The organism is Cupriavidus sp. JZ107 (assembly GCF_053903255.1).
Genome location: NZ_CP096481.1, coordinates 453,702 through 479,846, shown reverse-complemented (window position 1 = coordinate 479,846; position 26,145 = coordinate 453,702). Strand labels below are relative to the sequence as shown.

Here is a 26,145-nt window from a genome sequence, read left to right as displayed (position 1 = left end):
CCGTGCCGGATTACTGCCTTGCTGCATTCCCGTGGAGGGCTCTTGTGACGTGCCGACCGTGTGGCGCGCCGGTGCCGCATGCTGGGGGCCGGCTGGAAACGCCCGCCGCGCGTGGCGCGAAGGCAACCTGCCGAGCCCGTGGCGGACGCTGCACGCCTAGGTCGGCTCCCCGAAAGCACCACTAGATATAGTGGTCATGACGAAAAGCTGGACTAAGTATAGTGAAATGAATCGCGTTGACCAGTCTTGACAAGCGCGTCCGCGGGCCGGTCCGGCGTCACGCCGGCACCCCGGCTCCCCGCCAGACCAAGCGGCTCAAGGGTTGCGGCCGTTTTGTCGGCTGGCGCACCGACGAAAGAATTTTTTTTGATTAGCGCCACGCTTCCGATAGCCCCGCGCCGGCGCGGGGTTTTCGGCTAGGCCGCGGCGCCGCCGCAACGGTACGGCAGCATCGCCGGCGCGAGTCCCGCGGCCTGCGCAAAGCGCGGCCAGTCAAAGCACGGACCGGGGTCGGTCTTGCGGCCGGGGGCGATATCGCTGTGGCCGGCCACGGCCGCGATCGGATAGGCCCGCACCAGCAGCCGCGACAGCGCGGCCGCGGTGTCGTACTGGGCCGGCTCGAACGGCAGCGTGTCGCAGCCTTCGAGCTCGATGCCGATCGAGAAGTCGTTGCAGCGCTCGCGCCCGAAGAAGGCCGACTGGCCGGCATGCCAGGCGCGCTCGGCGCACGAGACGAACTGCAGCAGCTCGCCGCTGCGCCGCACTAGGAAATGCGCCGACACGCGGACCTCGTGGATGGTGGCGAAGAACGGATGGCGCGCCGGATCGAGCCGGTTCAGGAACAGCGCCTCGATATCGTCGCTGCCGAATTCGCCGGGCGGCAGGCTGATGTTGTGGATCACCAGCAGATCGACCGGCATGCCGGGCGGGCGCGGATCGAAGTTCGGCGACGGCACCCGGCGCGCGCCCTCGACCCAGCCAGCGCCGTCGAGCCGCAGCAGGGGCGGAAGCGGCGCGGTCATGGGGAACCGCCGGGGTCGCCGCCGCGGTCGCCAGATCGCTGCTGAGCTTCAGGGAGATGACCGGCACGGCAGTAGTGCAGGCCCTGATAGGCGATCGCCTCGCTGCGCGGCAGATGCACGCCGCAGTGGGCGCACGGCACGATCGGCTCCTGCGCCCGGCGATTCGCGTCGGGAGCGGCATCGGCCGGCGGGGGATCGGCGCGCCGAGCGCGCACGCGGCTGCCGAGCCACCAGAATATGGCCAGCAGGACCGCCAGCAACAGGAACAGACGTGCCATCGACGATGCCTTGCTTCAGAGGCGATGCAGAATCACTTCGATCACGAAGCGGCTGCCGACGTAGGCCAGCAGCAGGATGCAGAACGAGGCGATGACCCAGCGCAGCGCCACGCGGCCACGCCAGCCGTAGAACCGCCGGCCCGCCAGGATGCCGGCGAACATCACCCACGAGACCAGCGCGAACACGGTCTTGTGGTCGAAGCGGAAGACCCGCCCGAACAGCTCCTCGGAGAACAGCAGCCCCGAGGCGATCGTCATCGTCAGCAGCACGAAGCCGGCCGCGATCAAGCGGAACAGCAGCTTCTCGAGCGTCAGCAGCGGCGGCAGCAGGTCGAGCCAGCGGCCCAGCCAGCCGGCCTGCTGCGGCGCGCCGGCGGCCATCGCGCCGCCCGGCACGTGTACGCCGTGGCCGCGATTGAAACCATGCAGCCGGCGCTCGACCAGCAGCATCAGGAAGGCGTGGAAGGCCGCCAGCGTGAACAGCCCGTAGGCGACGTTGGCGATGATGAAATGCAGCTTGAACAGCGGCCGCGCGGCATAGCCGAGGATCTGCGCGCCGGGGAAGGCGAGCGGCATCAGGCTGGCCAGCATCGCCACCGGGATCACGACCAGGCCCAGTCCCGCCAGCGAGAAGAAGAAGCTCTCGATCCAGTAGATGCCGACGCCCAGCCACAGCATCGCCGACAGCGCGAAGGCAAAGCCGAACACCATGCGGTCGGCCGGAAAGATGGTCTCGTGCAGCAGCATGCCGTGGCTGGCCAGCACCGCCACCATCAGCAGATGCCACCAGGCAGGCTGCCCCTCGGCGCTGCCGCCCGGCGCGGGGCCCGGCACCAGCACCATCGAGCCCGGCTGGCCGCCGAGGCCCGGACCGCCAGCCGTGCTAGTGGCCAGCCCGGCGTGGCGCGTCGCCCAGCCGTGATAGGCCAGCGCGCAATAGAGGAGTGCCGTCAGGGCATACAGTACAATCGCCATTCGCGCAGTTTACCCTAGCGCCTGTTACGGTGACCGACGGCGGTGACTGACCCGCGGTGACCGGCGGCAATGACCCGCGGCGGCAAGGCCGGATGGCGGCGCCGCGATGGACGCCCGGCGAATTCGCCCGATCGGCCCCCGTCCGCCACGCCACGGCCCGCACCGCATGGTCGATCAGCGATCGGCCACCGGCCGACAAGCGCGGCGGCGCGCCGCAACCCTACAAAGCCCACCTCCGGATTTCTGCCATGCTGGACAATCTCACTCAACGCCTGGCGCGGGTCGTCAAGACCATGCGCGGCGAGGCACGCCTGACCGAAGCCAACACCGCCGAGATGTTGCGGGAGGTTCGCCTGGCCATGCTGGAGGCCGACGTCGCGCTGCCGGTGGTGCGCGAGTTCGTGGCCCGCGTCAAGGAAAAGGCGCTGGGCGAGGAAGTGGTCGGCAGCCTCACGCCCGGCCAGGCGCTGGTCGGCGTGGTGCAGCGCGAACTGACCGCGGTGATCGGCGGCGAGGAAGCCGTCGCGGCCGACGGCGCGGCCGGCAAGGCGGCCGAGCTGAACCTGGCGGTGCAGCCGCCGGCGATCATCCTGATGGCCGGCCTGCAGGGCGCGGGCAAGACCACTACGGTCGGCAAGCTGGCCAAATGGCTGAAGGAAAACAAGAAGAAGAAGGTGCTGACGGTCTCGTGCGACGTCTACCGCCCCGCCGCGATCGCGCAGCTCAAGACCGTGTCGGACCAGGTCGGCGCCGACTTCTTCCCGTCGCAGCCGGATCAGAAGCCGGTCGACATCGCCCGCGCCGCGCTCGACTGGGCCCGCAAGCACTATCACGACGTGCTGATCGTCGACACGGCCGGCCGGCTCGGCATCGACGAGGCGATGATGCAGGAGATCGCCGCGCTGCACGCCGCGCTCAAGCCCGCCGAGACGCTGTTCGTGGTCGACGCGATGCTGGGCCAGGACGCGGTCAACACGGCCAAGGCGTTCAACGACACGCTGCCGCTGACGGGCGTGGTGCTGACCAAGCTCGACGGCGATGCGCGCGGCGGCGCCGCGCTGTCGGTGCGGCACGTGACCGGCCGCCCGATCAAGTTCGTTGGCGTTGGCGAAAAGCTCGACGGCCTCGAACCGTTCTACCCGGATCGCATGGCCCAGCGCATTCTCGGCATGGGCGACATCCTCGCTCTGGTCGAGGAGGCGCAGCGCGGCGTCGACATGGAAGCGGCCGAGAAGCTCGCCAAGAAGATCAAGAAGACCGGCGGCTTCGACCTCGAGGACTTCAAGGCGCAGATCGGCCAGATGAAGAAGATGGGCGGCCTGGGCAGCCTGGTCGACAAGCTGCCGGCGCAGTTCGCCCAGCAGGCCCAGGGCGCCAATATGGATCAGGCCGAGAAGCAGGTGCGCCGCATGGAAGGCATCATCAACAGCATGACGCCGGCCGAGCGCGCCAAGCCCGAGCTGATCAAGGCCAGCCGCAAGCGCCGCATCGCCGCGGGCGCCGGCGTGCCGGTGCAGGAAGTGAACCGCCTGCTGAACCAGTTCGACCAGATGCAGAGCATGATGAAGAAGCTCAAGGGCGGCGGCATGGCCAAGATGATGCGCTCGATGGGCGCGATGAAGGGCGGCATGAAGGGCCTGTTCAACCGCTGATCCGCCCCATCGAACTGCCGCCCGCAAAGAACACCAGACAGGACCGAACATCATGATGACTGCCGAACAGGCCCGCGAACTGTGGGCGAACTCCGAGGAAATCGTCAGCGCGCAGCAGGTGCAGCAGTCGCTGGACCGCATGGCGCGCGAGATCACCGACAAGATGGGAGACCGCTTCCCGCTGGTGCTGTCGGTGATGGGCGGCGCCGTGGTCTTCACCGGCATGCTGCTGCCCAAGCTCGAATTCCCGCTCGAGTTCGACTACATCCACCTGTCCCGCTACAACAACAAGACGGTCGGCGGCGAGATGCAATGGCGCGTCGCGCCACGCGAGTCGGTCAAGGACCGGACCGTGCTGGTGCTCGACGACATCCTCGACGAGGGCGAGACCATGGCGGCGATCCGCCAGCGCATCATGGACATGGGCGCGCGCGATTTCTACGCGGCGGTGCTGTGCGAGAAGACGCTGGCCAAGTCCAAGCCGATGCATCCGGACTTCTGCGGCTTCACGGTGCCGGACCGCTATGTGTTCGGCTGCGGCATGGATGCCAAGGGCTACTGGCGCAACCTCGGCACCATCCGCGCGCTGAAGGACTGAGGCGCCCGCCTTTCTTCCCCGCCCCTTCCCCGTCCCGGCGGACGCGCCTGCTTTCAGTGTCCGGCCGCCAGGATCGGCCACAGCGAGCCGAGCAGCAGCAGCGCCATCGTCACGTTGAACACGCGCAGCACGCGCGGCCGCGCCAGCCAGCGGCGCAGCGACGCGCCGAACACTGCCCACACCGCCACGCTCGGCAGATTGATGATCGCCGACAGGCTGGCCAGCAGCAGCACGTTGAGCCAGACATTCGGGTGCAGCACATAGGCGCTGCACGCGCCCACCGCCATCACCCACGCCTTCGGATTGACCCACTGGAACGCGGCCGCCTGCAGGAAGCCCATCGGCCTGGCCACCTGCCGGTCCTGCACGCCACCGGCGGTGGCCAGCTTCCAGGCCAGGTAGACCAGATAGACGGTGGCGGCCACGCGCAGCAGCGGCCAGGTCCACGGCAGCGCGGTGAACAGCGAACCGAGGCCGAGGCCGATCAGCGCGATCATCACCGCGAAGCCGCTGCTAATGCCGAGCAGATGGGGAATGGTGCGCGCGAAACCGAAATTGACGCCCGAGGCCAGCACCATCGTGTTGTTCGGTCCGGGCGTGATCGACGACACCAGCACGAAGCCGCCGAACGCGGCAAACACGGCAGAGCCCGCCGCCAGTTCCGACAGTGCCATGGCAACTCCTTGAATACAGGGGAAGCGGCAGTCTAGCTTGACGATCCTATACAGTACCGGTACAGATTCACCGGTAAAGTCCGGCACAGTGCTGCTGCCGGTTCAGCACAGATGTGGCGGGCGGAGCGCGACCACGGGCTCCGTGCCTCCGGGCGGCAGCGGGTCAGCCTTCGCCGCGATACGGCGCTTCGCGCAGCCACTTGGTGGCGATCCACTTCTCGCCCTGCTCGACCGGCAGCCCGGCGTGCAGCGTCCGTTCGTCGAGCGAGCCGTCCTCGCCGAGATAGGCGAAGAACACTGCATTACCCTGCACCGGATTGACGCGCAAACCCAGCTTCGGGAACGCGGTCGCGCCGCCGGCCGGCACATCGTTCAGGTAGATCACCAGCGTCGCCATCCGCTGTCCGCCAACGCGCAGCTGGCGTGCCTCGCCGGGGCGCTGCGGGTTGAAGAAGTCGTAGTGCGGCTGGTACTCGGCGCCGGGCTTGTAGTTCAGGATCTGCAGCCCTTCGCCGTGCTCGACCGGCACGCCGGTCACCGCGGCGATGCGCGCCTCCAGCCGCTCGATCAGCGGATGCTCGCCGACCTGGAACATCGCGCCCATGCTGGTGCGCGCGTCGATCAGGTTCTCGTCGCCGGTATCGGGATTGACCACCGGCGAGCGCGCCAGCCGGCCGCGCGACAGCGCGATCAGCGCCTCGCATTCGTCTGGCATCAACAGCCGCTGGAACAGCGCGATGCGCGGCGACTCGATCGCGAACAGCACCGGCACGTCACGGCCGTCGCCGGCCGGCAATGCATTGGGCGCGGCGATCGCAGGGGTCGCCGCCGCGGCGGTGGCAGCGTGGTGCGCGGCGTTGGGCATGGACTGCGCAGCGGCCTTCGCCCTGGCGGTCGGCGATGGCGAATGTCCCGACCGCGCGCCGCGCTGCCCGGATCCGGCAAAGGCGGCCTGCACCGTGGCGCGCGCGAAGGCCGCGTCGTAGCCGGACTGGCACATCGACCGCACCAGCGCGTCGGCGCCGAAGCCTTGCGCGATATGCCGGGCCAGCCAGCGTTCCAGTTCGGGCGACGAGGTGGCGTAGCCGGTCTTGCCGGCCGCCGGATGCGGGCGCGAAGTCATGACGGATCGGACAGGCGGGTGGATGGGAACGCGGCAGGCGCGGCGGTGTTCGCCACCGTCACCGCGGCCTCGGCCTCTTGCCAGCGCTTCCACGCGGCCAGCACCGCGTTCGGATAGTCGGCCCGGCCGCGGCTGCCGTTGTAGCGGCCCAGCGCGAGGAACAGGTCGCCGGACTCGCGGTCCAGGTAGTGGCGCAGGATCGTGCAGCCGTAGCGCAGATTGCTCTGCAGATGGAACAGCTTGCGGGCGTCGCCGTCGCCGATGGTGCGCGCCCAGAACGGCATCACCTGCATCAGCCCGCGCGCGCCCGCCGTGCTGATCGCGTACTTGCGGAAGTTGCTCTCGACCTGGATCAGCCCCAGCACCAGCGCGGGCTCGAGTCCGGCCCGCTTGGCCTCGTAGTAGACGGTCTCGACCAGCTCGGTGCGGATCAGCGGCTCGGGAATGCGCCGCTCGAGGCGGCGCGACATCTCGGCGACCCAGCGCAGATAGGCGTCACGCTCGCCGGCGGAGACGAACACCGGCCGGGTGGGGCGCGCATCGGCAATCGCCGCGGCCAGCGCGCCGCGCACGGCGTCGGCCAGCTGCTCCTCGCGCTGGGCGCCGGCGTGCGCGGGCGGCGCGGTCAGCAACGCCAGCGCTGTCAGCAGCGCCGCGATGGCGGCGCATCGCGGCGTGGGCATGGCGTCAGTTGGCCAGCAGCTTGCGGACATGCCCGACGATGTCGGCCACCGCCACGCGGCTCGCCTCGGCATCGCGCCGGCCCTGATACTCGACCTGGCCTTCCTTCAGGCCGCGGTCGCCGACCACCACGCGATGCGGCACGCCGATCAGTTCCCAGTCGGCGAACATCACGCCGGGGCGCTCGCCGCGGTCGTCCAGGATCGCATCGACGCCGGCCGCCAGCAGCTCGGCATGGATACGGTCGGCCTCGGCCTTGACCGCTTCCGAGCGGTCGTAGCCGACCGGGCACACCACCACCTCGAACGGGGCGATCGCGGCCGGCCAGATGATGCCGCGCTCGTCGTAGTTCTGCTCGATCGCCGCGCCGACGATGCGCGTCACGCCGATGCCGTAGCAGCCCATCTGCATCGGCTGGGTCTTGCCGTTCTCGTCGAGGAAGGTCGCGTTCATCGCCGCCGAATAGCGCGTGCCGAGCATGAACACATGGCCGACCTCGATGCCGCGGCAGATCGCCAGCCGGCCCTTGCCGTCGGGCGAGGCATCGCCCTCGACCACGTTGCGCAGGTCCGCGACCACCGGCTCGGGCAGGTCGCGGCCCCAGTTGACGCCGGTCAGGTGATAGTCGCGCTCGTTTGCGCCGCAGACGAAGTCGCTCATGTTGGCGACGGTGCGGTCGGCCACCACGCGGATCGGCGCCTTGGCACCGATCGGGCCCAGATAGCCCGGGGGCGTGCCGAACGTGGCGACGATCTCCGCCTCGGTGGCGAAGCGGAACTCGGCCAGGCCCGGCACCTTCGACGCCTTGATCTCGTTCAGGTCGTGGTCGCCGCGCAGCAGCAGCAGCCAGATCTGGGCGGGCTCGCCGGCCGGGCCCTCGGTCGCCAGCACGATCGACTTGACGGTGCGCTCCAGCGGAATGCCCAGCAGTTCGGCGACGTCCTCGCACTTGGCCTTGCCCGGCGTCGGCGTGCGCGTCAGCGGCTCGCGCGCGGGCGCACGCTCGGCCAGCAGCGACAGCGCCTCGGCGGCCTCCATGTTCGCGGCGTAGTCCGACTCGGGGCAGTAGACGATCGCGTCCTCGCCGGTGTCCGCGATCACGTGGAATTCATGCGAGCCCGAGCCGCCGATCGCGCCGTTGTCGGCCGCCACCGCGCGGAACTCCAGCCCGAAGCGCTGGAAGATGCGGATATAGGCGTCGTACATCTGGCGGTACGACACCTTCATGCCGTCCTCGTCGCGGTCGAACGAATAGGCGTCCTTCATCGTGAACTCGCGCCCGCGCATGATGCCGAAGCGCGGCCGGCGCTCGTCGCGGAACTTGGTCTGGATCTGGTACAGGTTCAGCGGCAGCTGCTTGTAGCTGCGGATCTCGGTACGGACGATGTCGGTGACAACCTCTTCGGAAGTCGGCTGCAGCACGAAGTCGCGCTCATGGCGATCCTTCAGGCGCAGCAGCTCCGGCCCCATCTTGTCCCAGCGGCCGGTCTCCTGCCACAGCTCGGCCGGCTGCACGAACGGCATCAGCAGTTCGACGGCGCCGGCGCGGTTCATCTCCTCACGGACGATCTGCTCGATCTTGCGGATCACGCGCAGGCCGGTTGGCATATAGCTATAGATGCCGGCACCCAGCTTCTTGATCATGCCGGCGCGCATCATTAGCTTGTGCGAGACGATCTCCGCGTCGGCGGGGGCTTCCTTGAGAGTGGAAATGAAGAATTGCGAAGCTTTCATCCGTGGCTTTCGGTTGGGACAGCGGGTTGGGACAGCGCGCGCGGCGCGGATCGATGGGAAAAAGGGTAAGGGGTCCGACAGGGCAAGGATTGGGTAAAAAATGCGGCCGGGCACACGGTCGCGACACGGTGTCTGGGCCGGCGAAAGGCGCCTGAAACGGCGCATTTCGTCGGGGAAAACCAGCACGCCGGACCGGCCCGGACGGACCCCGCGCTTCCTTTATAATCGACGTAATTCTAAAGGATTCGAGGTGCAGTCATGCTCGATCGTGAAGGCTTCCGCCCGAACGTCGGCATCATCCTCATCAACGCACGGAACGAGGTGTTCTGGGGCAAGCGAATCGGCGAACATTCTTGGCAGTTTCCCCAAGGCGGCATCAAATACGGCGAGACGCCGGAACAGGCGATGTACCGCGAACTGCATGAAGAGGTCGGACTGCTGCCCGAGCACGTCAGGATCGTCGGTCGCACGCGCGACTGGCTGCGTTACGAGGTGCCGGACAAGTTCATACGCCGCGAGATTCGCGGGCATTACAAGGGGCAGAAACAGATCTGGTTCCTGCTGCGCATGGCGGCGCGCGATTGCGATATCTGCCTGCGCGCCACCGACCACCCGGAATTCGATGCCTGGCGCTGGAGCCAGTACTGGGTGCCGCTCGACGCGGTGATCGAATTCAAGCGCGAGGTCTACCAGATGGCGCTGACGGAGCTGTCGCGCTTTCTGCATCGCGGCCAGCGGGCGCCGCTCAGTCCCTACGGCAACCACCATGCCGGGACCCATGGCAACGCCGGCCGCGCCGGCGGCCAGCGCGCGGGCCGGCAAGGTCCGGGCAATGCGCCGGCCGCCAGCCAGCCGTCCCCTACCCTGACGCAGCCGGAAGCGCCGGTCTGCGTGCAAACGCGGAGCACTGATGACTAAACCCGCCGGCTTCGGCCGACGCCGCACCGGCAGCGCAACCCCCACGGGTCTGGCTGCCGGACTTGCCACGCTGTTGGCACTCGCCCTGGTGAGCGCCTGCTCGACCAGCACCGAGACGCCCAAGCGCGCCGCCCAGCTCGAAGCGGAGGAGGCCGAGGAACCGGTCTTCCTGCTCGACCGGCTCGCCTCCAAGGGCTTTCAGGAGGCCGCGACCAAGCTGCCGCCGCCGCCGGCCGACGCCGATCTGCTGCCGTTTGACGTCAGCACGACCGGGCGCCTGTCGTTCGCGGTGGACGCCAAGTCGATCCTGGTCGGCGAGGACGGCGCGGTGCGCTACACCGCGGTGATCACCAGCCCGACCGGCGTGCGCAACATCAGCTACGAAGGGGTGCGCTGCGACGTGTTCCAGCGCAAGCTGTTCGCCACCATGCCGCCCGGCAGCAAGACCTGGGTGCCGAACCAGAGCGCGGGCGCCGAGCAATGGCGGACGATGAGCACCAGCGTGCGCAACAGCTATGCGGCGACGCTGGCGTCCGAATATCTGTGCGACGGCCGCGCGGTGGCGGGCAAGACCGAGGACATCGTGCGCGCGATCCGCGACGGCGTGGCCCGGCAGGGCGCGTACCAGTAAGGGCTATCGACAGCCTGCGATGAAGGCCGGCGGCGGCGGATTGCCCTCGCCGGCCTTTTTGCGTCCGCTCAGACGAGTACGAGGTTGTCCCGGTGGATCAGCTCGGGCTCGTTCAGATGGCCGAGCACCGCTTCGATTTCCGATGACGGCTTGCGGGCGATCAGCCGCGCCTCGGCGCTCGAGTAGTTGGTGAGGCCACGCGCCACCTCGCGCCCCTGCGCATCGACGCAGGCGATGACCTCGCCGCGCGCGAACTCGCCCTGCACTTCCACCACGCCGATCGGCAGCAGCGACTTGCCGCCCGCGGTCAGCTTGTCGACCGCGCCGGCATCAATGACGACGCGCCCGCGCAGCTGCAGATGGTCTGCCATCCACTGCTTGCGCGCGGTCAGCCGCCCGGTCGGCGCCAGCAGCTGCGTGCCGATCGCCTCGCCGCCGGCCAGACGCGCGAGCACGTCGGCCTCGCGTCCAGACGCGATCACGGTATGGGCGCCCGACTTGGCCGCGCGCTTGGCCGCCAGGATCTTGGTCAGCATGCCGCCGCGGCCGATCGCGGTGCCGGCACCGCCGGCCATCGCCTCGAGCTGTGGCGTGCCGGCCAGCGCCTCGTGCACGAACTCGGCGGCCGGATCCTTGCGCGGATCGGCGGTATAAAGGCCGCGCTGGTCGGTCAGGATCACCAGCGCATCGCCCTCGATCAGGTTGGTGACCAGCGCGCCCAGCGTATCGTTGTCGCCGAACTTGATTTCGTCGGTGACGACCGTGTCGTTCTCGTTGATGATCGGCACCACGCCCAGGCCGAGCAGCGTCAGCAGCGTCGAGCGCGCATTCAGGTAGCGCTCGCGGTCGGCCAGGTCGGCATGGGTCAGCAGCACCTGCGCGGTGCGGATGCCATAGCGGCCGAACTGGCTTTCGTAGACCTGGGCCAGCCCCATCTGCCCGACCGCGGCCGCGGCCTGCAGTTCATGGATCTCGCGCGGACGGCGCGCCCATCCCAGCCGCTGCATGCCCTCGGCGATCGCGCCCGAGCTGACCAGCACCACTTCCTTGCCGGCGGTGCGCAGCCTGGCGATCTGCGCCGCCCAGCGGGCGATGGCATCGTGGTCCAGCCCCTTGCCGTCGTTGGTGACGAGGCTCGATCCGACCTTGACGACGATGCGCCGGGCCTGCGCGATGACCGATTGGGTGGGCAACTGTGTCTCCTGAAGTGGGGTCGTGCCGGGCGATGTTCCGGCGCAGATTTCCGGCGCGGGGTCAGCCTTGTCGCTCGTCGCGATTTTCTTCGCGATGTTCGTCGCGATCGACGTTGTGCAGCCGCTCGTCCAGACGCACGTCCGGCTCGGCCAGCGCCGCGGCCTCCTCGGCCTTCAGCGCGGCCAGGTGGTCCTTGATCGCGTAGACCAGCTCACGGCAGCCCTCGCCGGTCAGCGCCGAGATGCGGAACACCGGCCCCTTCCACTTGTAGCGCTTGATGAAGTCCTTGACGCGCGCCTCACGCTCGTCCTCGGGAACCATGTCGAGCTTGTTCAGCACCAGCCAGCGCGGCTTCTCGTACAGCTCGGCGTCGTATTTCTTCAGCTCGTTGACGATGGCGCGCGCCTCGGCGACCGGATCGACCGATTCGTCGAACGGTGCCAGATCGACGATATGCAGCAGCAGCCCGGTGCGCTGCAGATGTCGCAGGAACTGGTGGCCCAGGCCCGCGCCCTCGGCGGCGCCCTCGATCAGCCCCGGGATATCGGCGATCACGAACGATTGCTCGTGGTCGACGCGCACCACGCCCAGGTTCGGATGCAGCGTGGTGAACGGATAGTCCGCCACCTTGGGCCGCGCGTTGGACACGTGCGAGATGAAGGTCGACTTGCCGGCATTGGGCATGCCCAGCAAGCCCACGTCGGCCAGCACCTTCAGCTCGAGCTTGAGCATGCGGCGCTCGCCCGGCTTGCCGTCGACCTGCTGGCGCGGCGCACGGTTGGTACTGGACTTGAAATGCAGATTGCCCCAGCCGCCGATGCCGCCCTCGGCCAGGCATACCTTCTGGCCGTGCTCGGTCAGGTCGGCGATGACCTCGCCGCTGTCCATGTCGGTGATCAGCGTGCCGACCGGCATGCGCAGGGTCACGTCCTCGCCGGCCGCGCCGTAGCAGTCGGAGCCGCGGCCGTTCTCGCCGTTGCGGGCGACATGCTTCTTGGCGTAGCGGAAATCGATCAGCGTGTTGATGTTGCGATCGGCCACCGCGTAGACGCTGCCGCCACGGCCGCCATCGCCGCCGTCCGGCCCGCCGAACGGCACAAACTTCTCGCGCCGGAACGACGCGCTGCCATTGCCGCCGTTACCGGCAATGACTTCGATTCGGGCTTCGTCGATGAACTTCATGATGGTGATCCGTGCTGGAGCGTGCCGCGTCGAAAGACCTTGTCAGGCGCTGCCGGCGGCGGGCGACGTGCGACATTGTCGCCAGAAAAGAAAAAGCCCCGCAAGGGTTGCGGGGCCTTCGTGCTGCAAGGCAGTGGTCAGGCTGCCGGAACGACGCTGACCTGCTGCTTCTTGGCAGCGCCCTTGACGGCGAACTTCACGTGGCCGTCAACCAGGGCGAAGAGGGTGTGGTCCTTGCCCACGCCGACGTTCTCGCCGGCATGCACGCGGGTACCGCGCTGGCGGATGATGATGCCGCCGGCGTTGATGGCCTGGCCACCAAACACCTTCACGCCCAGACGCTTCGATTCGGAATCGCGGCCGTTCCGTGTGGAACCGCCGCCTTTTTTCTGTGCCATGACTTAACTCCTGTCGCTATACCTGATGTCGCTCGATTGCGTTGTCTCGTTGCGGTCCGTGGGGACTCAGGCAACGATCGCTTCGATGCGCAGTTCGGTGTAATTCTGGCGATGGCCTTGGCGCTTTTGGTAATGCTTGCGACGGCGCATCTTGAAGATCTTCACCTTGTCGTGACGACCCTGGGAGATAACGGTAGCTTTGACGGAAGCCCCGCTGACCAGCGGCGTACCAAACTTGATCTGGTCGCCAGCGCCCACTGCGAGCACTTGGTCGAGCGTGATTTCTGCGCCAATGTCTGCCGGTATCTGTTCTACTTTCAGTTTTTCGCCAGCAGCAACCTTGTATTGCTTGCCGCCGGTTTTTACGACCGCGTACATTGTCGAACCTCTCGATGTGAATAAACGCCCAAAAGCCAGCGCTGGCGCGGCTTCGCGGCTAGGCGAAGCGGCCATGCAACGCGCTTTCGGCCCGGTTATCTCCCGCCGGCACGGACGCAACAACAGCAGTTCAGCCGGAGGAAACTCGGCATTCTATACGAGCAGCGGGAAAAGTGCAAAGAAAACAAACACATAGACCCGCAGAGACGGGCAGCGCACTTACTGCGCGCTTGCCCGCGCCCTTGGGCTGACGGCCCTCAGGTCGCCTCGGCGAGCAGAAATCCGGCCAGCGCGGCGAACGCCACCCACCACGCAAGGCGGCGGGACGGACGGCGGCCATGGCCATCGGGAGCGGCGGGCTTCTTCATGGCGGCATTATAGGCGCCGGCCGGCCCGTCCTGCCCCCGGGTTCGGCGGCGAAGAGCGCGCCGCGCCACCGCGCGCAGCAGGTGCCATCCGGGCCATCTGGACACGGCCATCGCATATAATCGCTCGTTCTGCGTAACGGTGATCATCTTGTCCGAGTCTTCCGCTTCTGCCTTGCTCGCTCCGGTCGCTGCCGACATGCGCGCCGTCGATGCAGTCATCCGGCAGCGCCTGTCTTCCGAAGTGCCCCTGATCGAACAGATCGGCGAATACATCATCGGCGCGGGCGGCAAGCGCCTGCGCCCCGTGATCCTGCTGCTGTCCGCGCGCGCGCTGGGCTATGACGGACATCGCCATCACGAACTGGCCGCGGTGGTGGAATTCATCCACACCGCCACGCTGCTGCACGACGACGTGGTCGACGAATCCGAGCTGCGCCGCGGCCGCCAGACCGCCAACGCGGTGTTCGGCAATGCCGCCAGCGTGCTGGTCGGCGACTTCCTCTATTCGCGCGCGTTCCAGATGATGGTCGACGCCGGCAGCATGCGGATCATGCAGATCCTGTCGGACGCGACCAATGTGATCGCCGAGGGCGAGGTGCTGCAGCTGCTGAACATGCACGACCCCGACGTCACGGTGGAGCGCTATCTGCAGGTGATCCGCTACAAGACGGCCAAGCTGTTCGAGGCCTCGGCCCAGCTCGGCGCGGTGCTGGCGGGCGCCGACGCGGCGATGGAAGAGGCGGCCGCCGAATACGGGCGCCGCATCGGCACCGCCTTCCAGCTGATCGACGACATGCTCGACTACACCGCCAGCGCCGAGCAGATGGGCAAGAACGCCGGCGACGATCTGCGCGAGGGCAAGCCGACGCTGCCGCTGCTGCATCTGATGGAGCATGGCACCGCCGAGCAACGCGCGCTGGCGCGCGAGGCGATCGTCGAAGGCGGCACGGAACACTTCGACGCGGTGTTCTCGGCCATCCATCAATGCGGGGCCCTGGATGCGACCTTCGAGGCCGCAAAACGCGAGGCCGATGCGGCCGAACGCGCGGCAATGCAATTTCCCTCTTCACAACTGAAGGAAACGCTGATAAAGTTATGTGCTTTCTCGCTGCAACGTCAGTCCTGACGCGGCGGGGAACAAAAAACGGGGTGTAGCTTAGCCTGGTAGAGCGCTACGTTCGGGACGTAGAGGCCGGAGGTTCGAATCCTCTCACCCCGACCAGTTTTTTCGAAAGGGCCGTGCAGCGATGCACGGCCCTTTTGTTTTGGTCGTTTTGGCTTTGGCCGGCGCTTCCCATTTGAGACTGGGCGCATTCCCCTCCCTGCCCGCGCATCGCACACTGGGCCACTCCTCCACTGCGCCCCGCCCGCCATGATCGCCGTGACCTCCCCGTCCGATGCGCCGTCCGATGCGCCGTCCGATGCGCCGTTCGATGCGCCGATCGAATACGACCCCGCCATGCCGTCGGCCGACGACGCGCCGGTCGTGCGCTTCGTCCACAGGCTGCTGACCGAGGCCTGCCTGCGCGGCGCCTCGGATCTGCACTTCGAACCGTACGAAGGCTTCTACCGCGTGCGCTTTCGCATCGATGGACGGCTGCACGAGGTCGCGCGTCCGCCGCTGGACATTCGCGATCGCATCGCGACGCGCATCAAGGTGCTGGCGCGGCTGGACATCGCCGAGAGGCGGATACCGCAGGATGGCCGCATGCGTTTCGTGGTGCCGCGGCGCGACGGCGAGGCAACGCCTGACGGGGCCGCCGGCCGCGCGGTCGACCTGCGCGTATCGACGCTGCCGACGCTGTTCGGCGAGAAGATCGTGCTGCGCATGCTGGCCGCGTCCAGCGTGCGGCTCGATATGGACAGCCTCGGTCTCGAGCCGCCGCAGCTTGCCGTGCTGCGCGAGCGGCTGCGCCGCCCGCACGGCATGGTGCTGGTCACCGGTCCCACCGGCAGCGGCAAGACCGTCTCGCTGTACGCCTTCCTGAACCTGCTGAACCAGGAGGAGCGCAATATCTCGACGGCCGAGGATCCTGCCGAGATCCAGCTGGCCGGCATCAACCAGGTCAATATCCACGACAAGATCGGCCTGAACTTCCCGACCGTGCTGCGCGCGTTGCTGCGGCAGGACCCGGACGTGATCATGGTCGGCGAGATCCGCGATGCCGAGACCGCCGATGTCGCGGTCAAGGCGTCGCAGACCGGCCATCTGGTCCTGTCGACGCTGCATACCAACGACGCGCCGGGCACGCTGACGCGGCTCGCGCAGCTCGGCGTCGCGCCGTTTCACCTGGCCGCCAGCGTGCTGGTGATCACCGCGCAGCGGCTGGCCCGCGTGCTGTGCGCCTGCAAACGTCCCGGCCCGGTGCCGCTGTCGGTGCTGCGCGAGGCCGGTTTCGCGGATACGTTGCTCGACGGCGACTGGCAGCCCTGCCAGCCCGTCGGTTGCGCCGCCTGCCGCGGCAGCGGGTATCGCGGCCGCTGCGGCATCCATCAGGTGATGCCGGTCTCCGACGCGATGCAGGGCATCATCCTGTCGCGTGGCAGCGCCCGCGCGCTCGCGCAGCAGGCGCGCCGCGAGGGCGTGCTATCGTTGCGCGAGGCCGGGCTGCTCAAGGTCAGGGCGGGCACGACCTCGCTGGCCGAGGTGCTGGCGGCCACCAGTCCATAACGACAATCCACAACGACGATCGACCGAACGATCATGCCATCCGGGTCCACCATGGCGGCGCCGGCCCCACGCGCCGCGCTCCGCCTTCCGGCCATGGCGCGCACCATCGCGCCACCCCGCTTCCGAGCCGAAGACATCGTGCGCTTCACGCGTCAGCTGTCGACGCTGCTGGGCGCCAGCGTGCCGCTGCTGCCTGCGCTCGACATCATCGCGCGCGGCCATGGCGACCCGGCGTGGCGCCGCCTGCTGGCCCAGCTGCGCGGCGACATCGAAGGCGGCAGCAGCCTGGCGCAGGCCATGCGCCGCCATCCCCGCGCGTTTGACGCGCTGTACTGCAGCCTGGTCGAAGCCGGCGAGCACAGCGGCGCGCTGGGCGGCATGCTTGACCGGCTGTGCGCCTATCAGCAACAAGCGATCGCGCTGCGCGGCCAGGTACGCGCCGCACTGCGCTATCCGCTGGTGGTGCTGGCGGTCGCCGCCGCCGTGACGACGATCCTGATGCTGTTCGTGATTCCCGCGTTCAAGCAGGTGTTCGTCGGCTTCGGCACCGGCGCCGAACTTCCTGGGCCGACGCAATTCGTGATCGCGGTGTCGGATGGCCTGGTTGCAAACTGGCAACTGCTGCTGGCGCTGCCGGCGCTGGCGTGGCTGGGCCTGCGGCATGCGCTGCGGCGCTCGGCTGCGCTGCGCCATGCGCGCGATCGCGCGCTGCTGCGCTTGCCGCTGGCCGGTCCGCTGCTGCGCAAGGCGGCGGTGGCGCGCTGGACGCGCACGCTGGCGACGCTGTCGGCCGCGGGCACGCCGCTGGTCGAGGCCATGGCGCTGGTCGCGGGCGCCGCCGGCAATCGCGTGTACCGCGACGCCACCCGGCAGATCGAACGCGCGGTGCGTTGCGGCGCCAGCCTGGCGACGGCAATGCGCGCCAGTGCCGCGTTCGACCCGATGGCGCTGCAGATGACGCGCATCGGCGAGGAATCCGGCGCGCTCGACACGATGCTGCTGCATGTCGCGCAATGCTGCGAGCGCGAGGTCGACGAGGGCGTCGCCGCGCTCGCCGGCCTGGTCGAGCCGTTGATCGTCGTGGTGCTGGGCGTGCTGATCGGCGCGCTGGTGATCGCGATGTACCTGCCGATCTTCAGGCTCGCCCAGGTGGTCTGAGATGCAAGGCTTCCTGTCGAACTGGAACGCGGCCATGCCCGCCGGTACCTGGACCATCGCCGCACTGGCCGCGCTGCCGCCATGGTTCCTGCTGGGCGCGGCGGCGCTGCTCGGACTGGTGGTCGGCAGCTTCCTCAACGTGGTGGTGCATCGGCTGCCGCGCATGATGGAGCGCGAGGAGGCCAACTATCTGGCGGCGCTGCGCCACGAGCCCGCGCCCTTCCCGGACCGCTACGACCTCGTGGTGCCGCGCTCGTCGTGCCCGCACTGCGGCCATGCGATCGCGCCGTGGGAGAACATCCCGGTGCTCGGCTATCTGCTGCTGCGCGGCCGCTGCTCGAGCTGCCGCAAGCCGATCGGCCTGCGCTATCCCGCCGTCGAGCTGATCAGCGCGGCGCTGTGCGCGCTGGCGGCCTGGCATTTCGGACCGACCTGGCAGGCGGCGGCCGCGCTGGTGCTGATCTGGTCGCTGCTGTCACTGGCGCTGATCGATGCGGACACGCAGCTGCTGCCGGACCAGATCACGCAGCCGCTGCTGTGGCTGGGCCTGCTGCTGAACATGACCGGCCTGTTCGCACCGATCGGCGATGCGGTCATTGGTGCGGCCGCCGGCTATCTGCTGTTGTGGACCACCTATTGGCTGTTCAAGCTGCTGCGCGGCAAGGAGGGCATGGGCTATGGCGACTTCAAGCTGATGGCCGCGCTGGGCGGCTGGTTCGGCTGGCAGGCGCTGCCCGCGCTGGTGCTGGTGTCGTCGGTGGTGGGACTGATGTACGGTCTTGCCAAGATCGCACTGCGCCGCCACGATCGCGATACGCCGTTCCCGTTCGGGCCGTTCATTGCCGGCGCCGGACTGCTGGTGCTGTTCGCCGGTGCCGACTGGCTGCTGCCGGCATTGGCGCCCGACATTGCCATCGAAGCGGGCGCGATGCAGACCCACTGACCCTGGAGACTTATGCTGGAAATCGGATTGACCGGGGGCATCGGCTCTGGCAAGAGCCGCGTCGCCGATCTGTTTGCCGAACGCGGCGCCGCGCTGATCGATACCGATCTGATCGCGCACGAGATCACCGCCCCCGGCGGCGCGGCGATTGCCGCGCTGGTCGAGGCCTTCGGCCCCACCTGCCTGCGCGCCGACGGCGCGATGGACCGCGATGCGATGCGTGCGCTGGTGTTCTCCGATCCGACCGCCAAGGCTCGGCTCGAGGCAATCACGCATCCGCTGATCCGCGAGATCACCGAACAGCGGACCGCGCGTATTCGCGCCGACGGCACCCATCCGTATCTGATCCACGTGGTGCCGCTGCTGGTCGAATCTGGCCGCTGGCGCGAGCGCGTCGACCGCGTGCTGGTGGTCGACTGCAGCGAATCGACACAGATCGCCCGCGTGATGGCGCGCAACGGTTTCTCGCGCGAGCAGGTCGAGGCGATCATGGCCCGGCAGGCCACGCGCGCGCAGCGGCTGGCCGTCGCCGACGACGTGATCGACAACGATGGCCCGGTCGAGGCATTGCCGCCGCAGGTCGAGGCGCTCGATCGCCGCTATCGTGCGATGCAAGCGCTGTCCGCCAAACCGACTGCGCGCTGAGCCGGAGCCGGCGTACCACTGCACTTTGCATCAGGCGCCGCCGAGGCCACCATCGGCGGCGTTTCATTGTCCTTGCGCGCTGTCTCGCATAGAATGCGTTGGAATATGCTGCCAAGTGCATGCATACGGCCGCATGCGAGCTTCGCATGCATTCTGTACCGATCGCCTCGCGCGCCAGCCTGAGCCGATTCGTCTGTCGAATCCAGCACCGGGCCGGCAAGCTGACCGACGCCGCGCTGCACGGACTTCCCCTTGATTCTGTACGAATATCCTTTCAACGAACGCATCAGGACACTCCTGCGTCTGGAGGACCTGTTCGATCGGCTGGATTACTTTCTCGGACAGGAACATGCGCTGCAGCATCATGTCGCGCTGACCACGCTGTTCGAGATCATCGACGTCGCTGGCCGCGCCGACCTGAAGACCGATCTGATCAAGGAACTCGACCGCCAGCGCCAGGCGCTAAGCGCGCTGCGTTCGAGCCCGCAGATCGACCAGCAGACGCTCGACGCGGTGATCGGCGAGCTCGAGCAGGCCATCGCCCAGCTGAACCAGACCGTCGGCAAGGCGGGCCAGCTGCTGACCGACAACGAGTGGCTGACCAGCATCCGCAGCCGCGCGATCATTCCCGGCGGCACCTGCGAGTTCGACCTGCCCTCGTACTATGCCTGGCAGCATCGGCCCGCCGAGGAACGGCGCGCCGACATCCTGAAGTGGGTACGTCCGCTGATTCCGCTGCGCGTGGGTACCGATGCGGTGCTGAAGCTGCTGCGCGAATCCGGACAGAGCGGCAAGGTGATCGCCACCGGCGGCAGCTATCAGCAGATGCTGTCCGGCCGCAGCTACCAGCTGATGCAGGTGCTGCTCGACGATTCGCTGCTGGCCTTCATCCCCGAGATGAGCGCCAACAAGTACATGCTGTGGGTGCGCTTCACCCAGCAGGACGGCGACATGCGACCGCGCTCGGTCGACGCCGACATCCCCTTCCTGCTCAAACTCTGCAACTTCTGATTTGCCATGCCATCCGTAGTCAAATGCCCGACCTGTGGCAAGGACGTGGTTTGGGTGCCGGAAAACAAGTTCCGTCCCTTCTGTTCCGAACGTTGCAAGCAGATCGACCTGGGTGCCTGGGCCTCGGAGAAATACGTGATCGGCGGCAAGCCGGCCGATCCGACCGAGGACGAGCAGGACCGGAACGAGGACTGAGCGCCCGCGCTCGCACGGCGGCAACGCTCAGGCCGCCTCCTCCCCCAACCACTGGACCACCGGAATCGTCGCCGGCAGCAGCGGACCGACGGTAACGGGCACCTGCTCCCACGAGAACGCCTGGCCTTCGCGCCCGACCGGTTCGCCGGTCCAGCCGGTGACCTTGCAGAAGTGCAGCCGCACATAGGCGTGTGGGTAATCGTGCTCGAGCACGTGCCAGCGCGTCGAGGCCGTGATGTCCAGGCCCAGTTCCTCGTGCAGCTCGCGCGCCAGCGCCGCTTCGACCGATTCGCCGGCTTCGAGCTTGCCGCCGGGAAACTCCCAGTAGCCCTCGTACGGCTTGCCGGCCGGCCGCTGTGCCAGCAGGAAGCGGCCGTCCGGCCGTACCAGCACGCCGACCGCGACCTCGGTGACCTTGCGTCCCCCGCTCATGCCGGCTCGCCCTGGTGCGCGCCCGGATGTCCGCCGTAAGGCTTGCCATGCTTGCCGCCCCAGTCGCGCGCGAACTGCCACGCGACGCGCCCCGAGCGCGAGCCGCGCTCGAGCGCCCAGACCAGCGCATCGCCGCGAGCCGCGGCAATATCGTCGTCGCTGCAGCCAAACTGGCGCAACCAGTGCGCGACGATATTCAGGTATTCGTCCTGCTTCGGCGGATAGAACGACAGCCACAGGCCGAAGCGCTCGGACAGCGAGATCTTTTCCTCGACCACTTCGCCGGGATGGATTTCGCCATCCGCGGTGTGCTGGTAGGTCTCGTTGTCCTTCATGTACTCCGGCAGCAGATGGCGGCGGTTCGAGGTCGCATAGACCAGCACGTTGTCCGACTGCGCGGCGACCGAGCCGTCGAGCGCCGACTTCAGCGACTTGTAGCCCGATTCGCCGTCCTCGAACGACAGGTCGTCGCAGAAGATCACGAAGCGTTCCGGCCGCTGCGTCAGCTGCTCGACGATATCGCCCAGGTCCCCCAGATCGGCCTTGTCGACTTCGACCAGGCGCAGCCCCTCATCCACGAAGGCGTTCAGGCAGGCCTTGATCAGCGACGACTTGCCGGTGCCGCGCGCCCCGGTCAGCAGCACGTTGTTGGCCGGCAGCCTGTGCACGAACTGGCGCGTATTGGCGACGATCGCGTCCTTCTGGCGCTCGATGTTCTTCAGGTCGTCCAGATGGATCGGCGGCAACTGCCGGATGGCCTGCAGGTAGCCGATATTGCCGAACAGGCTTTGGCGCTTGCGCCAGCGGAAGGCGACGGCCTGCTGCCAATCGTCCTCGGTCAGCTGCGGCGGCAGCCATTGTTCGAGCCGGGACAGAAACTGGTCGAGACGGGAGGCGAGATCGGACATGGCGGCAATCCGGAAAGGCGGGGGATGGCAGAAGCGGAACAGCGAGGCGAGCACGATGGGCCGATGCCCGGCCCTCGGCGTGCGCGATGCCTCGCCAATCGGCAAGGCATCGTCAGGCAGCAATCAGGAACGATAGTCCGCGTTGATCGATACGTAGTCGTGCGACAGGTCGCAGGTCCAGACCGTGGCCGTGGCATTGCCGCGGCCCAGCGCGATACGCACCGTGATCTCGGCCTGCTTCATCACGCGCTGACCGTCTTCCTCGCGGTAGTCGGGGTGGCGGCCGCCGTCCCTGGCGACCCAGACATCGTCGAGCCACAGGTTGACGCCGCCGACATCGAGGTCGTCGACACCGGCATAGCCCACCGCGGCCAGGATCCGGCCCAGATTGGGGTCGGACGCGTAGAACGCGGTCTTGACCAGCGGCGAGTGGGCGACCGCATAGGCGATCTGCCGGCACTCGGCGACATCGCGTCCGCCCTCGACCCGGATCGTCATCAGCTTGGTCGCGCCTTCGCCGTCGCGCACGATCATCTGCGCCAGCTCCTGCGCCAGCGACGTCACCGCATCGCGCAGCGCCGCGAACTCGGCACCGTCCGCGCGCTCGATCGCGGGCGCGCCGGCGCGGCCGGTGGCGATCAGCACGAACGAATCGTTGGTCGAGGTATCGCCGTCGATCGTGATGCTGTTGAACGAGTGGTCCGCCGCGTGCGCCACCAGCGCCTGCAGCACCGGCTGCGCCACGGTCGCATCGGTGGCGATGAAGCCCAGCATCGTGGCCATATTGGGACGGATCATGCCGGCGCCCTTGCTGATGCCGGTCAGCGTGACGGTCTTGCCGCCGATCGCCACCGTGCGCGACGCGGCCTTCGGCTGCGTGTCGGTGGTCATGATCGATTCGGCCGCCGCCAGCCAGTTGTCCTCGCGCGCGTTGGCGATCGCCTTCGGCACGCCGGCCAGCAGGCGCTCCATCGGCAGCGGTTCGAGAATCACGCCGGTCGAGAACGGCAGCACCTGATCGGCCCCGATGCCCAGCGCGCCGGCGACCGCGTCGCAGGTCGCGCGGGCATTGGCCAGGCCCGGCTCGCCGGTGCCGGCATTGGCGTTGCCGGTATTGATCACCAGCGCGCGGATGCCGCGGCCGGCCGCCAGATGCTCGCGGCAGACCTGCACCGGCGCGGCGCAGAAGCGGTTGCGCGTGAAGACGCCCGCCACGGTGCTGCCTTCGGCCAGGCGCACCACCAGCACGTCCTTGCGGTTGGCCTTGCGGATGCCCGCTTCAGCCCAGCCGAGCTCGACGCCGGCGACCGGTTTCAGATTCTCTGCCTGCGGCAGCGGCAAGTTGACGGCCATGTTCGATTCCTTGCTTCGATGCGATACCCAGTGCCAGTGTCTTGCGGCCGGCTCAGCTCAGCCGGCCGTGGCACTGCTTGAACTTCTTGCCCGAGCCGCACGGGCATGGGTCGTTGCGGCCGACGCGGGGCATGGTCGCCACTTCGCTGTCGTCGCGCGCGCCGCGTGCCGCTGCGGCAATCGCGCGCTCGCCGGTGTCGGGACCGGCGCCGCCGAACTCGTCATGCTGGTATCGCACATTGCCCAGATGCGACAGGTCGTCCTCGATCTGCTCGGAGGCGTGCTCGAGCTCTTCCGGCGACTGGATCTGGACGTTGAAGACGACGCGGGTGACTTCGCTCTTGATCACGTCCAGCAGCCGCGCGAACAGCTCGAACGACTCGCGCTTGTACTCCTGCTTCGGATCCTTCTGCGCATAGCCGCGCAGGTGGATGCCCTGGCGCAGATGGTCCAGCGCGGCCAGGTGCTCGCGCCAGTGCGTGTCGATGCTCTGCAGCATCACCGAGCGTTCGAAGCCGGCAAAGGCCTCGCGGCCGACCTGCGCGACCTTGGCCTCGTAACGCTCAGCCGCGGCCGAGACGATCATCTGCAGCAGTTCCTCGTCCTCGATGCTCTGCGCGTTCTCGATGGTCTGCGCCAGCGGCAGCTCCAGGCCGAAATCGTCGCGCAGGCGCTTCTCCAGGCCGGCGATGTCCCACTGCTCTTCCATCGATTCGGCCGGCACGTACTCGCGGAACAGATCGACCAGCACGCCCTCGCGCAGGCTCTTGATCATCTCGCCGACGTCCTGCGCCTCGAGCACCTCGTTGCGCAGCTTGTAGATTTCCTTGCGCTGGTCGTTGGCTACGTCGTCGTACTGCAGCAGCTGCTTGCGGATATCGAAGTTGCGGCCCTCGACCTTGCGCTGCGCCGATTCGATCGAACGCGTGACGATGCCGGCCTCGATCGGTTCGCCCTCGGGCATCTTCAGGCGGTCCATGATCGCGCGCACACGGTCGCCGGCGAAGATGCGCAGCAGCTGGTCGTCCAGCGACAGATAGAAGCGCGACGAACCCGGGTCGCCCTGGCGGCCGGCCCGGCCGCGCAGCTGGTTGTCGATCCGGCGCGACTCGTGGCGCTCGGTGCCGACGATATGCAGGCCGCCCGCGGCCTTGACCTGCTCGTGCAGCGACTGCCATTCCGACTTCAGCTGCGCGATGCGCGAGGCCTTGTCGTCGTCCGACAGATTGGCATCGGCCTCGATGAAGCCGGCCTGCTTCTCGACGTTGCCGCCCAGCACGATGTCGGTACCGCGGCCCGCCATGTTGGTGGCGATCGTGATCATCTGCGGCCGGCCCGCCTGCGCGACGATCTCCGCCTCGCGCGCGTGCTGCTTGGCGTTGAGCACCTGGTGCGGCAGCTTTTCCTTGTTCAGCAGGTCCGACAGGTATTCCGAGGTCTCGATCGACGTGGTGCCGACCAGCACCGGCTGCCCGCGCTCGTAGCATTCGCGGATATCGCGGACCACGGCGTCGTAGCGCTCCTTGGACGTCTTGAAGATCTGGTCCTGGAAGTCCTTGCGCTGGGTCGGCTTGTTGGTCGGGATCACGACCACTTCCAGGCCGTAGATCTCCTGGAATTCATAGGCTTCGGTGTCGGCCGTGCCGGTCATGCCGGCCAGCTTCTCGTACATCCGGAAGTAGTTCTGGAACGTGATCGTCGCCAGCGTCTGGTTTTCCTGCTGGATGGTCACGCCTTCCTTGGCCTCGACCGCCTGGTGCAGGCCGTCGGACCAGCGGCGGCCCGTCATCAGGCGGCCGGTGAATTCGTCGACGATGACGACCTCGTCGTTCTGCACCACATAGTGCTGGTCGCGATGGAACAGGCTGTGCGCGCGCAAAGCCGCGTACAGATGGTGCATCAACGTGATGTTCTGCGGCGCGTACAGCGACTCGCCCTCGCCGATCAGGCCCAGCTGCGCCATGATCTGCTCGGCCTTCTCGTGGCCGGCTTCGGTCAGGTAGACCTGGTGCGCCTTCTCGTCGACGTAGTAGTCGCCCGGCTTCTCGACGCCGGTGCCGTCCGCCTTCTCCTCGCCGATCTGGCGCTCGAGCAGCTTCGGGATGCCGTTCATGCGCTGGTACAGGTCGGTATGGTTCTCCGCCTGGCCCGAGATGATCAGCGGGGTGCGCGCCTCGTCGATCAGGATCGAGTCGACCTCGTCGACGATTGCATAGTGCAACGGCCGCTGCACGCGCTGACCCGGGTCGTAGACCATGTTGTCGCGCAGGTAGTCGAAGCCGAATTCGTTGTTGGTGCCGTAGGTGATGTCGCTGTTGTAGGCCGCCTGCTTCTGGTCGTGCGGCATCTGCGACAGGTTGACGCCAACCGACAGCCCGAGGAAGTTGTACAGCCGGCCCATCCACTCGGCATCGCGCTGCGCCAGGTAGTCGTTGACCGTGACCACGTGCACGCCCTTGCCGGTCAGCGCGTTCAGGTAGACCGCCAGCGTCGCGGTCAGGGTCTTGCCCTCGCCGGTACGCATCTCGGCGATCTTGTTGTCGTTCAGCACCATGCCGCCGATCAGCTGCACGTCGAAATGGCGCATCTTCATCACGCGCTTGCTGGCCTCGCGGCAGACCGCGAAGGCTTCGGGCAACAGCGACTCGAGCGATTCGCCGCCGGCGTGGCGCTGGCGGAACTGTTCGGTCATGCCGCGCAGCTCGTCGTCCGACAGCGCTTCGAACTTCGGCTCCAGCGCGTTGATCCGCTCGACTGTCCGTCGATATTGTTTGATCAGCCGCTCGTTACGGCTGCCGAAGACTTTCTTGAGAAGGCCCGTGATCATCGATTGGTGTCACCTGCGCACGATTGCGGTCCCGCCGTCCGAGCCGCAGGGCCGGACGCGAAGCACGCGTGGCGAAGAGAGGATTAGCGCAAAACGCCGAGTTTATCACGCGCGGCGGGCGGTTCCGTGGCCGGTCCCGCGCGGTTTCGGACATGCCGGGCGTGGCTGCCGACCGTGCCGGCACGGCGTCTCGCGC

General features: G+C 67.8%; 27 protein-coding genes and 1 tRNA gene. 12 read left to right on the top strand and 16 right to left on the bottom strand.

Annotation, left to right across the window (positions count from 1 at the left end; genetic code table 11):
- Positions 1–416: 416 nt before the first annotated feature.
- From ampD to M1D55_RS11775, 3 genes are read right to left on the bottom strand one after another with little or no spacing between them, the layout of a single operon-like run.
- Positions 417–1,022 carry a 1,6-anhydro-N-acetylmuramyl-L-alanine amidase AmpD gene (gene ampD, locus M1D55_RS11785; protein ID WP_006577077.1) on the bottom strand — a complete coding sequence of 202 codons (606 nt, stop codon included), beginning with the start codon at positions 1,020–1,022 and terminating at the stop codon, positions 417–419.
- Positions 1,019–1,300 carry a PP0621 family protein gene (locus M1D55_RS11780; protein ID WP_456282238.1) on the bottom strand — a complete coding sequence of 94 codons (282 nt, stop codon included), beginning with the start codon at positions 1,298–1,300 and terminating at the stop codon, positions 1,019–1,021. The genes ampD and M1D55_RS11780 overlap by 4 nt, the downstream gene beginning before the upstream one ends.
- 15 nt (positions 1,301–1,315) lie before the next feature.
- Complete coding sequence (locus tag M1D55_RS11775) at positions 1,316–2,275, bottom strand: cytochrome C assembly family protein (RefSeq protein WP_023264221.1); 960 nt, start codon at positions 2,273–2,275, stop codon at positions 1,316–1,318.
- Positions 2,276–2,523: 248 nt separating this feature from the next.
- Here M1D55_RS11775 and ffh point away from each other — a divergent pair, with 248 nt between their 5' ends.
- Positions 2,524–3,927 (top strand): signal recognition particle protein, encoded by a 1,404-nt coding sequence (ffh, locus tag M1D55_RS11770; protein ID WP_006579214.1) that lies wholly within the window; start codon positions 2,524–2,526, stop codon positions 3,925–3,927.
- Between the two features lie 52 nt (positions 3,928–3,979).
- Positions 3,980–4,525, top strand: a complete 546-nt coding sequence (locus M1D55_RS11765; protein ID WP_023264223.1) for a hypoxanthine-guanine phosphoribosyltransferase — start codon at positions 3,980–3,982, stop codon at positions 4,523–4,525.
- Positions 4,526–4,578: 53 nt separating this feature from the next.
- Here M1D55_RS11765 and M1D55_RS11760 read toward each other — a convergent pair whose 3' ends face one another.
- From M1D55_RS11760 to M1D55_RS11745, 4 genes are all read right to left on the bottom strand, one after another.
- Positions 4,579–5,199, bottom strand: coding sequence for a LysE family translocator (locus M1D55_RS11760; protein WP_006579216.1), 621 nt, complete (start codon positions 5,197–5,199; stop codon positions 4,579–4,581).
- 163 nt (positions 5,200–5,362) lie between these two features.
- Positions 5,363–6,322: a 2OG-Fe(II) oxygenase gene (locus tag M1D55_RS11755; RefSeq protein WP_456282237.1), complete on the bottom strand. Its 960-nt coding sequence runs from the start codon at positions 6,320–6,322 to the stop codon at positions 5,363–5,365.
- Positions 6,319–7,005: a lytic transglycosylase domain-containing protein gene (locus M1D55_RS11750; RefSeq protein WP_440268570.1), complete on the bottom strand. Its 687-nt coding sequence runs from the start codon at positions 7,003–7,005 to the stop codon at positions 6,319–6,321. The genes M1D55_RS11755 and M1D55_RS11750 overlap by 4 nt, the downstream gene beginning before the upstream one ends.
- A gap of 4 nt (positions 7,006–7,009) precedes the next feature.
- Positions 7,010–8,737: a proline--tRNA ligase gene (locus M1D55_RS11745; RefSeq protein WP_456282236.1), complete on the bottom strand. Its 1,728-nt coding sequence runs from the start codon at positions 8,735–8,737 to the stop codon at positions 7,010–7,012.
- 258 nt (positions 8,738–8,995) lie between these two features.
- Between M1D55_RS11745 and M1D55_RS11740 the strand changes: the two genes are divergently transcribed.
- Both M1D55_RS11740 and M1D55_RS11735 read left to right on the top strand, forming a co-directional pair.
- Complete coding sequence (locus M1D55_RS11740; protein ID WP_006576520.1) at positions 8,996–9,655, top strand: RNA pyrophosphohydrolase; 660 nt, start codon at positions 8,996–8,998, stop codon at positions 9,653–9,655.
- Positions 9,648–10,286 carry a CNP1-like family protein gene (locus M1D55_RS11735; protein ID WP_043438063.1) on the top strand — a complete coding sequence of 213 codons (639 nt, stop codon included), beginning with the start codon at positions 9,648–9,650 and terminating at the stop codon, positions 10,284–10,286. The genes M1D55_RS11740 and M1D55_RS11735 overlap by 8 nt, the downstream gene beginning before the upstream one ends.
- Before the next feature lie 68 nt (positions 10,287–10,354).
- Here M1D55_RS11735 and proB read toward each other — a convergent pair whose 3' ends face one another.
- The 5 genes from proB to M1D55_RS11710 form a co-directional block, all read right to left on the bottom strand.
- A complete protein-coding gene (gene proB / locus M1D55_RS11730; protein ID WP_064577249.1) occupies positions 10,355–11,479 on the bottom strand; it encodes a glutamate 5-kinase in 1,125 nt (374 codons plus the stop codon).
- 61 nt (positions 11,480–11,540) lie between these two features.
- A complete protein-coding gene (gene cgtA, locus M1D55_RS11725; RefSeq protein ID WP_006576523.1) occupies positions 11,541–12,662 on the bottom strand; it encodes an Obg family GTPase CgtA in 1,122 nt (373 codons plus the stop codon).
- A 137-nt stretch (positions 12,663–12,799) separates the two neighbouring features.
- Complete coding sequence (gene rpmA, locus M1D55_RS11720; protein ID WP_006576524.1) at positions 12,800–13,060, bottom strand: 50S ribosomal protein L27; 261 nt, start codon at positions 13,058–13,060, stop codon at positions 12,800–12,802.
- 66 nt (positions 13,061–13,126) lie between these two features.
- A complete protein-coding gene (gene rplU / locus M1D55_RS11715; RefSeq protein ID WP_006576525.1) occupies positions 13,127–13,438 on the bottom strand; it encodes a 50S ribosomal protein L21 in 312 nt (103 codons plus the stop codon).
- A gap of 257 nt (positions 13,439–13,695) precedes the next feature.
- Positions 13,696–14,025 carry a hypothetical protein gene (locus M1D55_RS11710; protein WP_456282235.1) on the bottom strand — a complete coding sequence of 110 codons (330 nt, stop codon included), beginning with the start codon at positions 14,023–14,025 and terminating at the stop codon, positions 13,696–13,698.
- Here M1D55_RS11710 and ispB point away from each other — a divergent pair.
- The 8 genes from ispB (at position 14,003) to M1D55_RS11670 (ending at position 20,429) form a co-directional block, all read left to right on the top strand.
- Positions 14,003–14,932, top strand: coding sequence for an octaprenyl diphosphate synthase (gene ispB / locus M1D55_RS11705; protein WP_006576526.1), 930 nt, complete (start codon positions 14,003–14,005; stop codon positions 14,930–14,932). The two genes, M1D55_RS11710 and ispB, sit on opposite strands and share 23 nt — an antisense overlap.
- Positions 14,933–14,951: 19 nt before the next feature.
- Positions 14,952–15,028: transfer RNA gene (locus tag M1D55_RS11700), tRNA-Pro, on the top strand.
- Between the two features lie 150 nt (positions 15,029–15,178).
- Positions 15,179–16,477, top strand: a complete 1,299-nt coding sequence (locus tag M1D55_RS11695) for a GspE/PulE family protein (protein WP_456282234.1) — start codon at positions 15,179–15,181, stop codon at positions 16,475–16,477.
- Positions 16,478–16,570: 93 nt separating this feature from the next.
- Positions 16,571–17,635 carry a type II secretion system F family protein gene (locus tag M1D55_RS11690; RefSeq protein ID WP_456282233.1) on the top strand — a complete coding sequence of 355 codons (1,065 nt, stop codon included), beginning with the start codon at positions 16,571–16,573 and terminating at the stop codon, positions 17,633–17,635.
- A gap of 1 nt (position 17,636) precedes the next feature.
- The gene (locus tag M1D55_RS11685; protein WP_304524546.1) at positions 17,637–18,578 is read left to right on the top strand and encodes a prepilin peptidase; all 942 of its coding nucleotides are present in this window, start codon (positions 17,637–17,639) and stop codon (positions 18,576–18,578) included.
- Positions 18,579–18,590: 12 nt separating this feature from the next.
- Positions 18,591–19,223 (top strand): dephospho-CoA kinase, encoded by a 633-nt coding sequence (coaE, locus tag M1D55_RS11680; RefSeq protein ID WP_456282232.1) that lies wholly within the window; start codon positions 18,591–18,593, stop codon positions 19,221–19,223.
- Positions 19,224–19,475: 252 nt separating this feature from the next.
- Positions 19,476–20,234, top strand: coding sequence for a cell division protein ZapD (gene zapD, locus M1D55_RS11675; protein WP_006578256.1), 759 nt, complete (start codon positions 19,476–19,478; stop codon positions 20,232–20,234).
- A 6-nt stretch (positions 20,235–20,240) separates the two neighbouring features.
- The gene (locus M1D55_RS11670; protein ID WP_023264847.1) at positions 20,241–20,429 is read left to right on the top strand and encodes a DNA gyrase inhibitor YacG; all 189 of its coding nucleotides are present in this window, start codon (positions 20,241–20,243) and stop codon (positions 20,427–20,429) included.
- Positions 20,430–20,456: 27 nt separating this feature from the next.
- Here M1D55_RS11670 and M1D55_RS11665 read toward each other — a convergent pair whose 3' ends face one another.
- The 4 genes from M1D55_RS11665 to secA form a co-directional block, all read right to left on the bottom strand.
- Positions 20,457–20,861, bottom strand: coding sequence for an NUDIX domain-containing protein (locus tag M1D55_RS11665; RefSeq protein ID WP_006578258.1), 405 nt, complete (start codon positions 20,859–20,861; stop codon positions 20,457–20,459).
- Positions 20,858–21,769 (bottom strand): ATP-binding protein, encoded by a 912-nt coding sequence (locus M1D55_RS11660; RefSeq protein ID WP_064577270.1) that lies wholly within the window; start codon positions 21,767–21,769, stop codon positions 20,858–20,860. Before M1D55_RS11660 ends, M1D55_RS11665 begins: the two co-directional genes overlap by 4 nt.
- A 123-nt stretch (positions 21,770–21,892) precedes the next feature.
- On the bottom strand, positions 21,893–23,122 hold the full coding sequence (gene argJ, locus M1D55_RS11655) for a bifunctional glutamate N-acetyltransferase/amino-acid acetyltransferase ArgJ (RefSeq protein ID WP_456282231.1): 1,230 nt from the start codon (positions 23,120–23,122) through the stop codon (positions 21,893–21,895).
- Between the two features lie 52 nt (positions 23,123–23,174).
- Positions 23,175–25,949, bottom strand: coding sequence for a preprotein translocase subunit SecA (secA, locus tag M1D55_RS11650; RefSeq protein WP_006578261.1), 2,775 nt, complete (start codon positions 25,947–25,949; stop codon positions 23,175–23,177).
- Positions 25,950–26,145 lie beyond the last annotated feature (196 nt).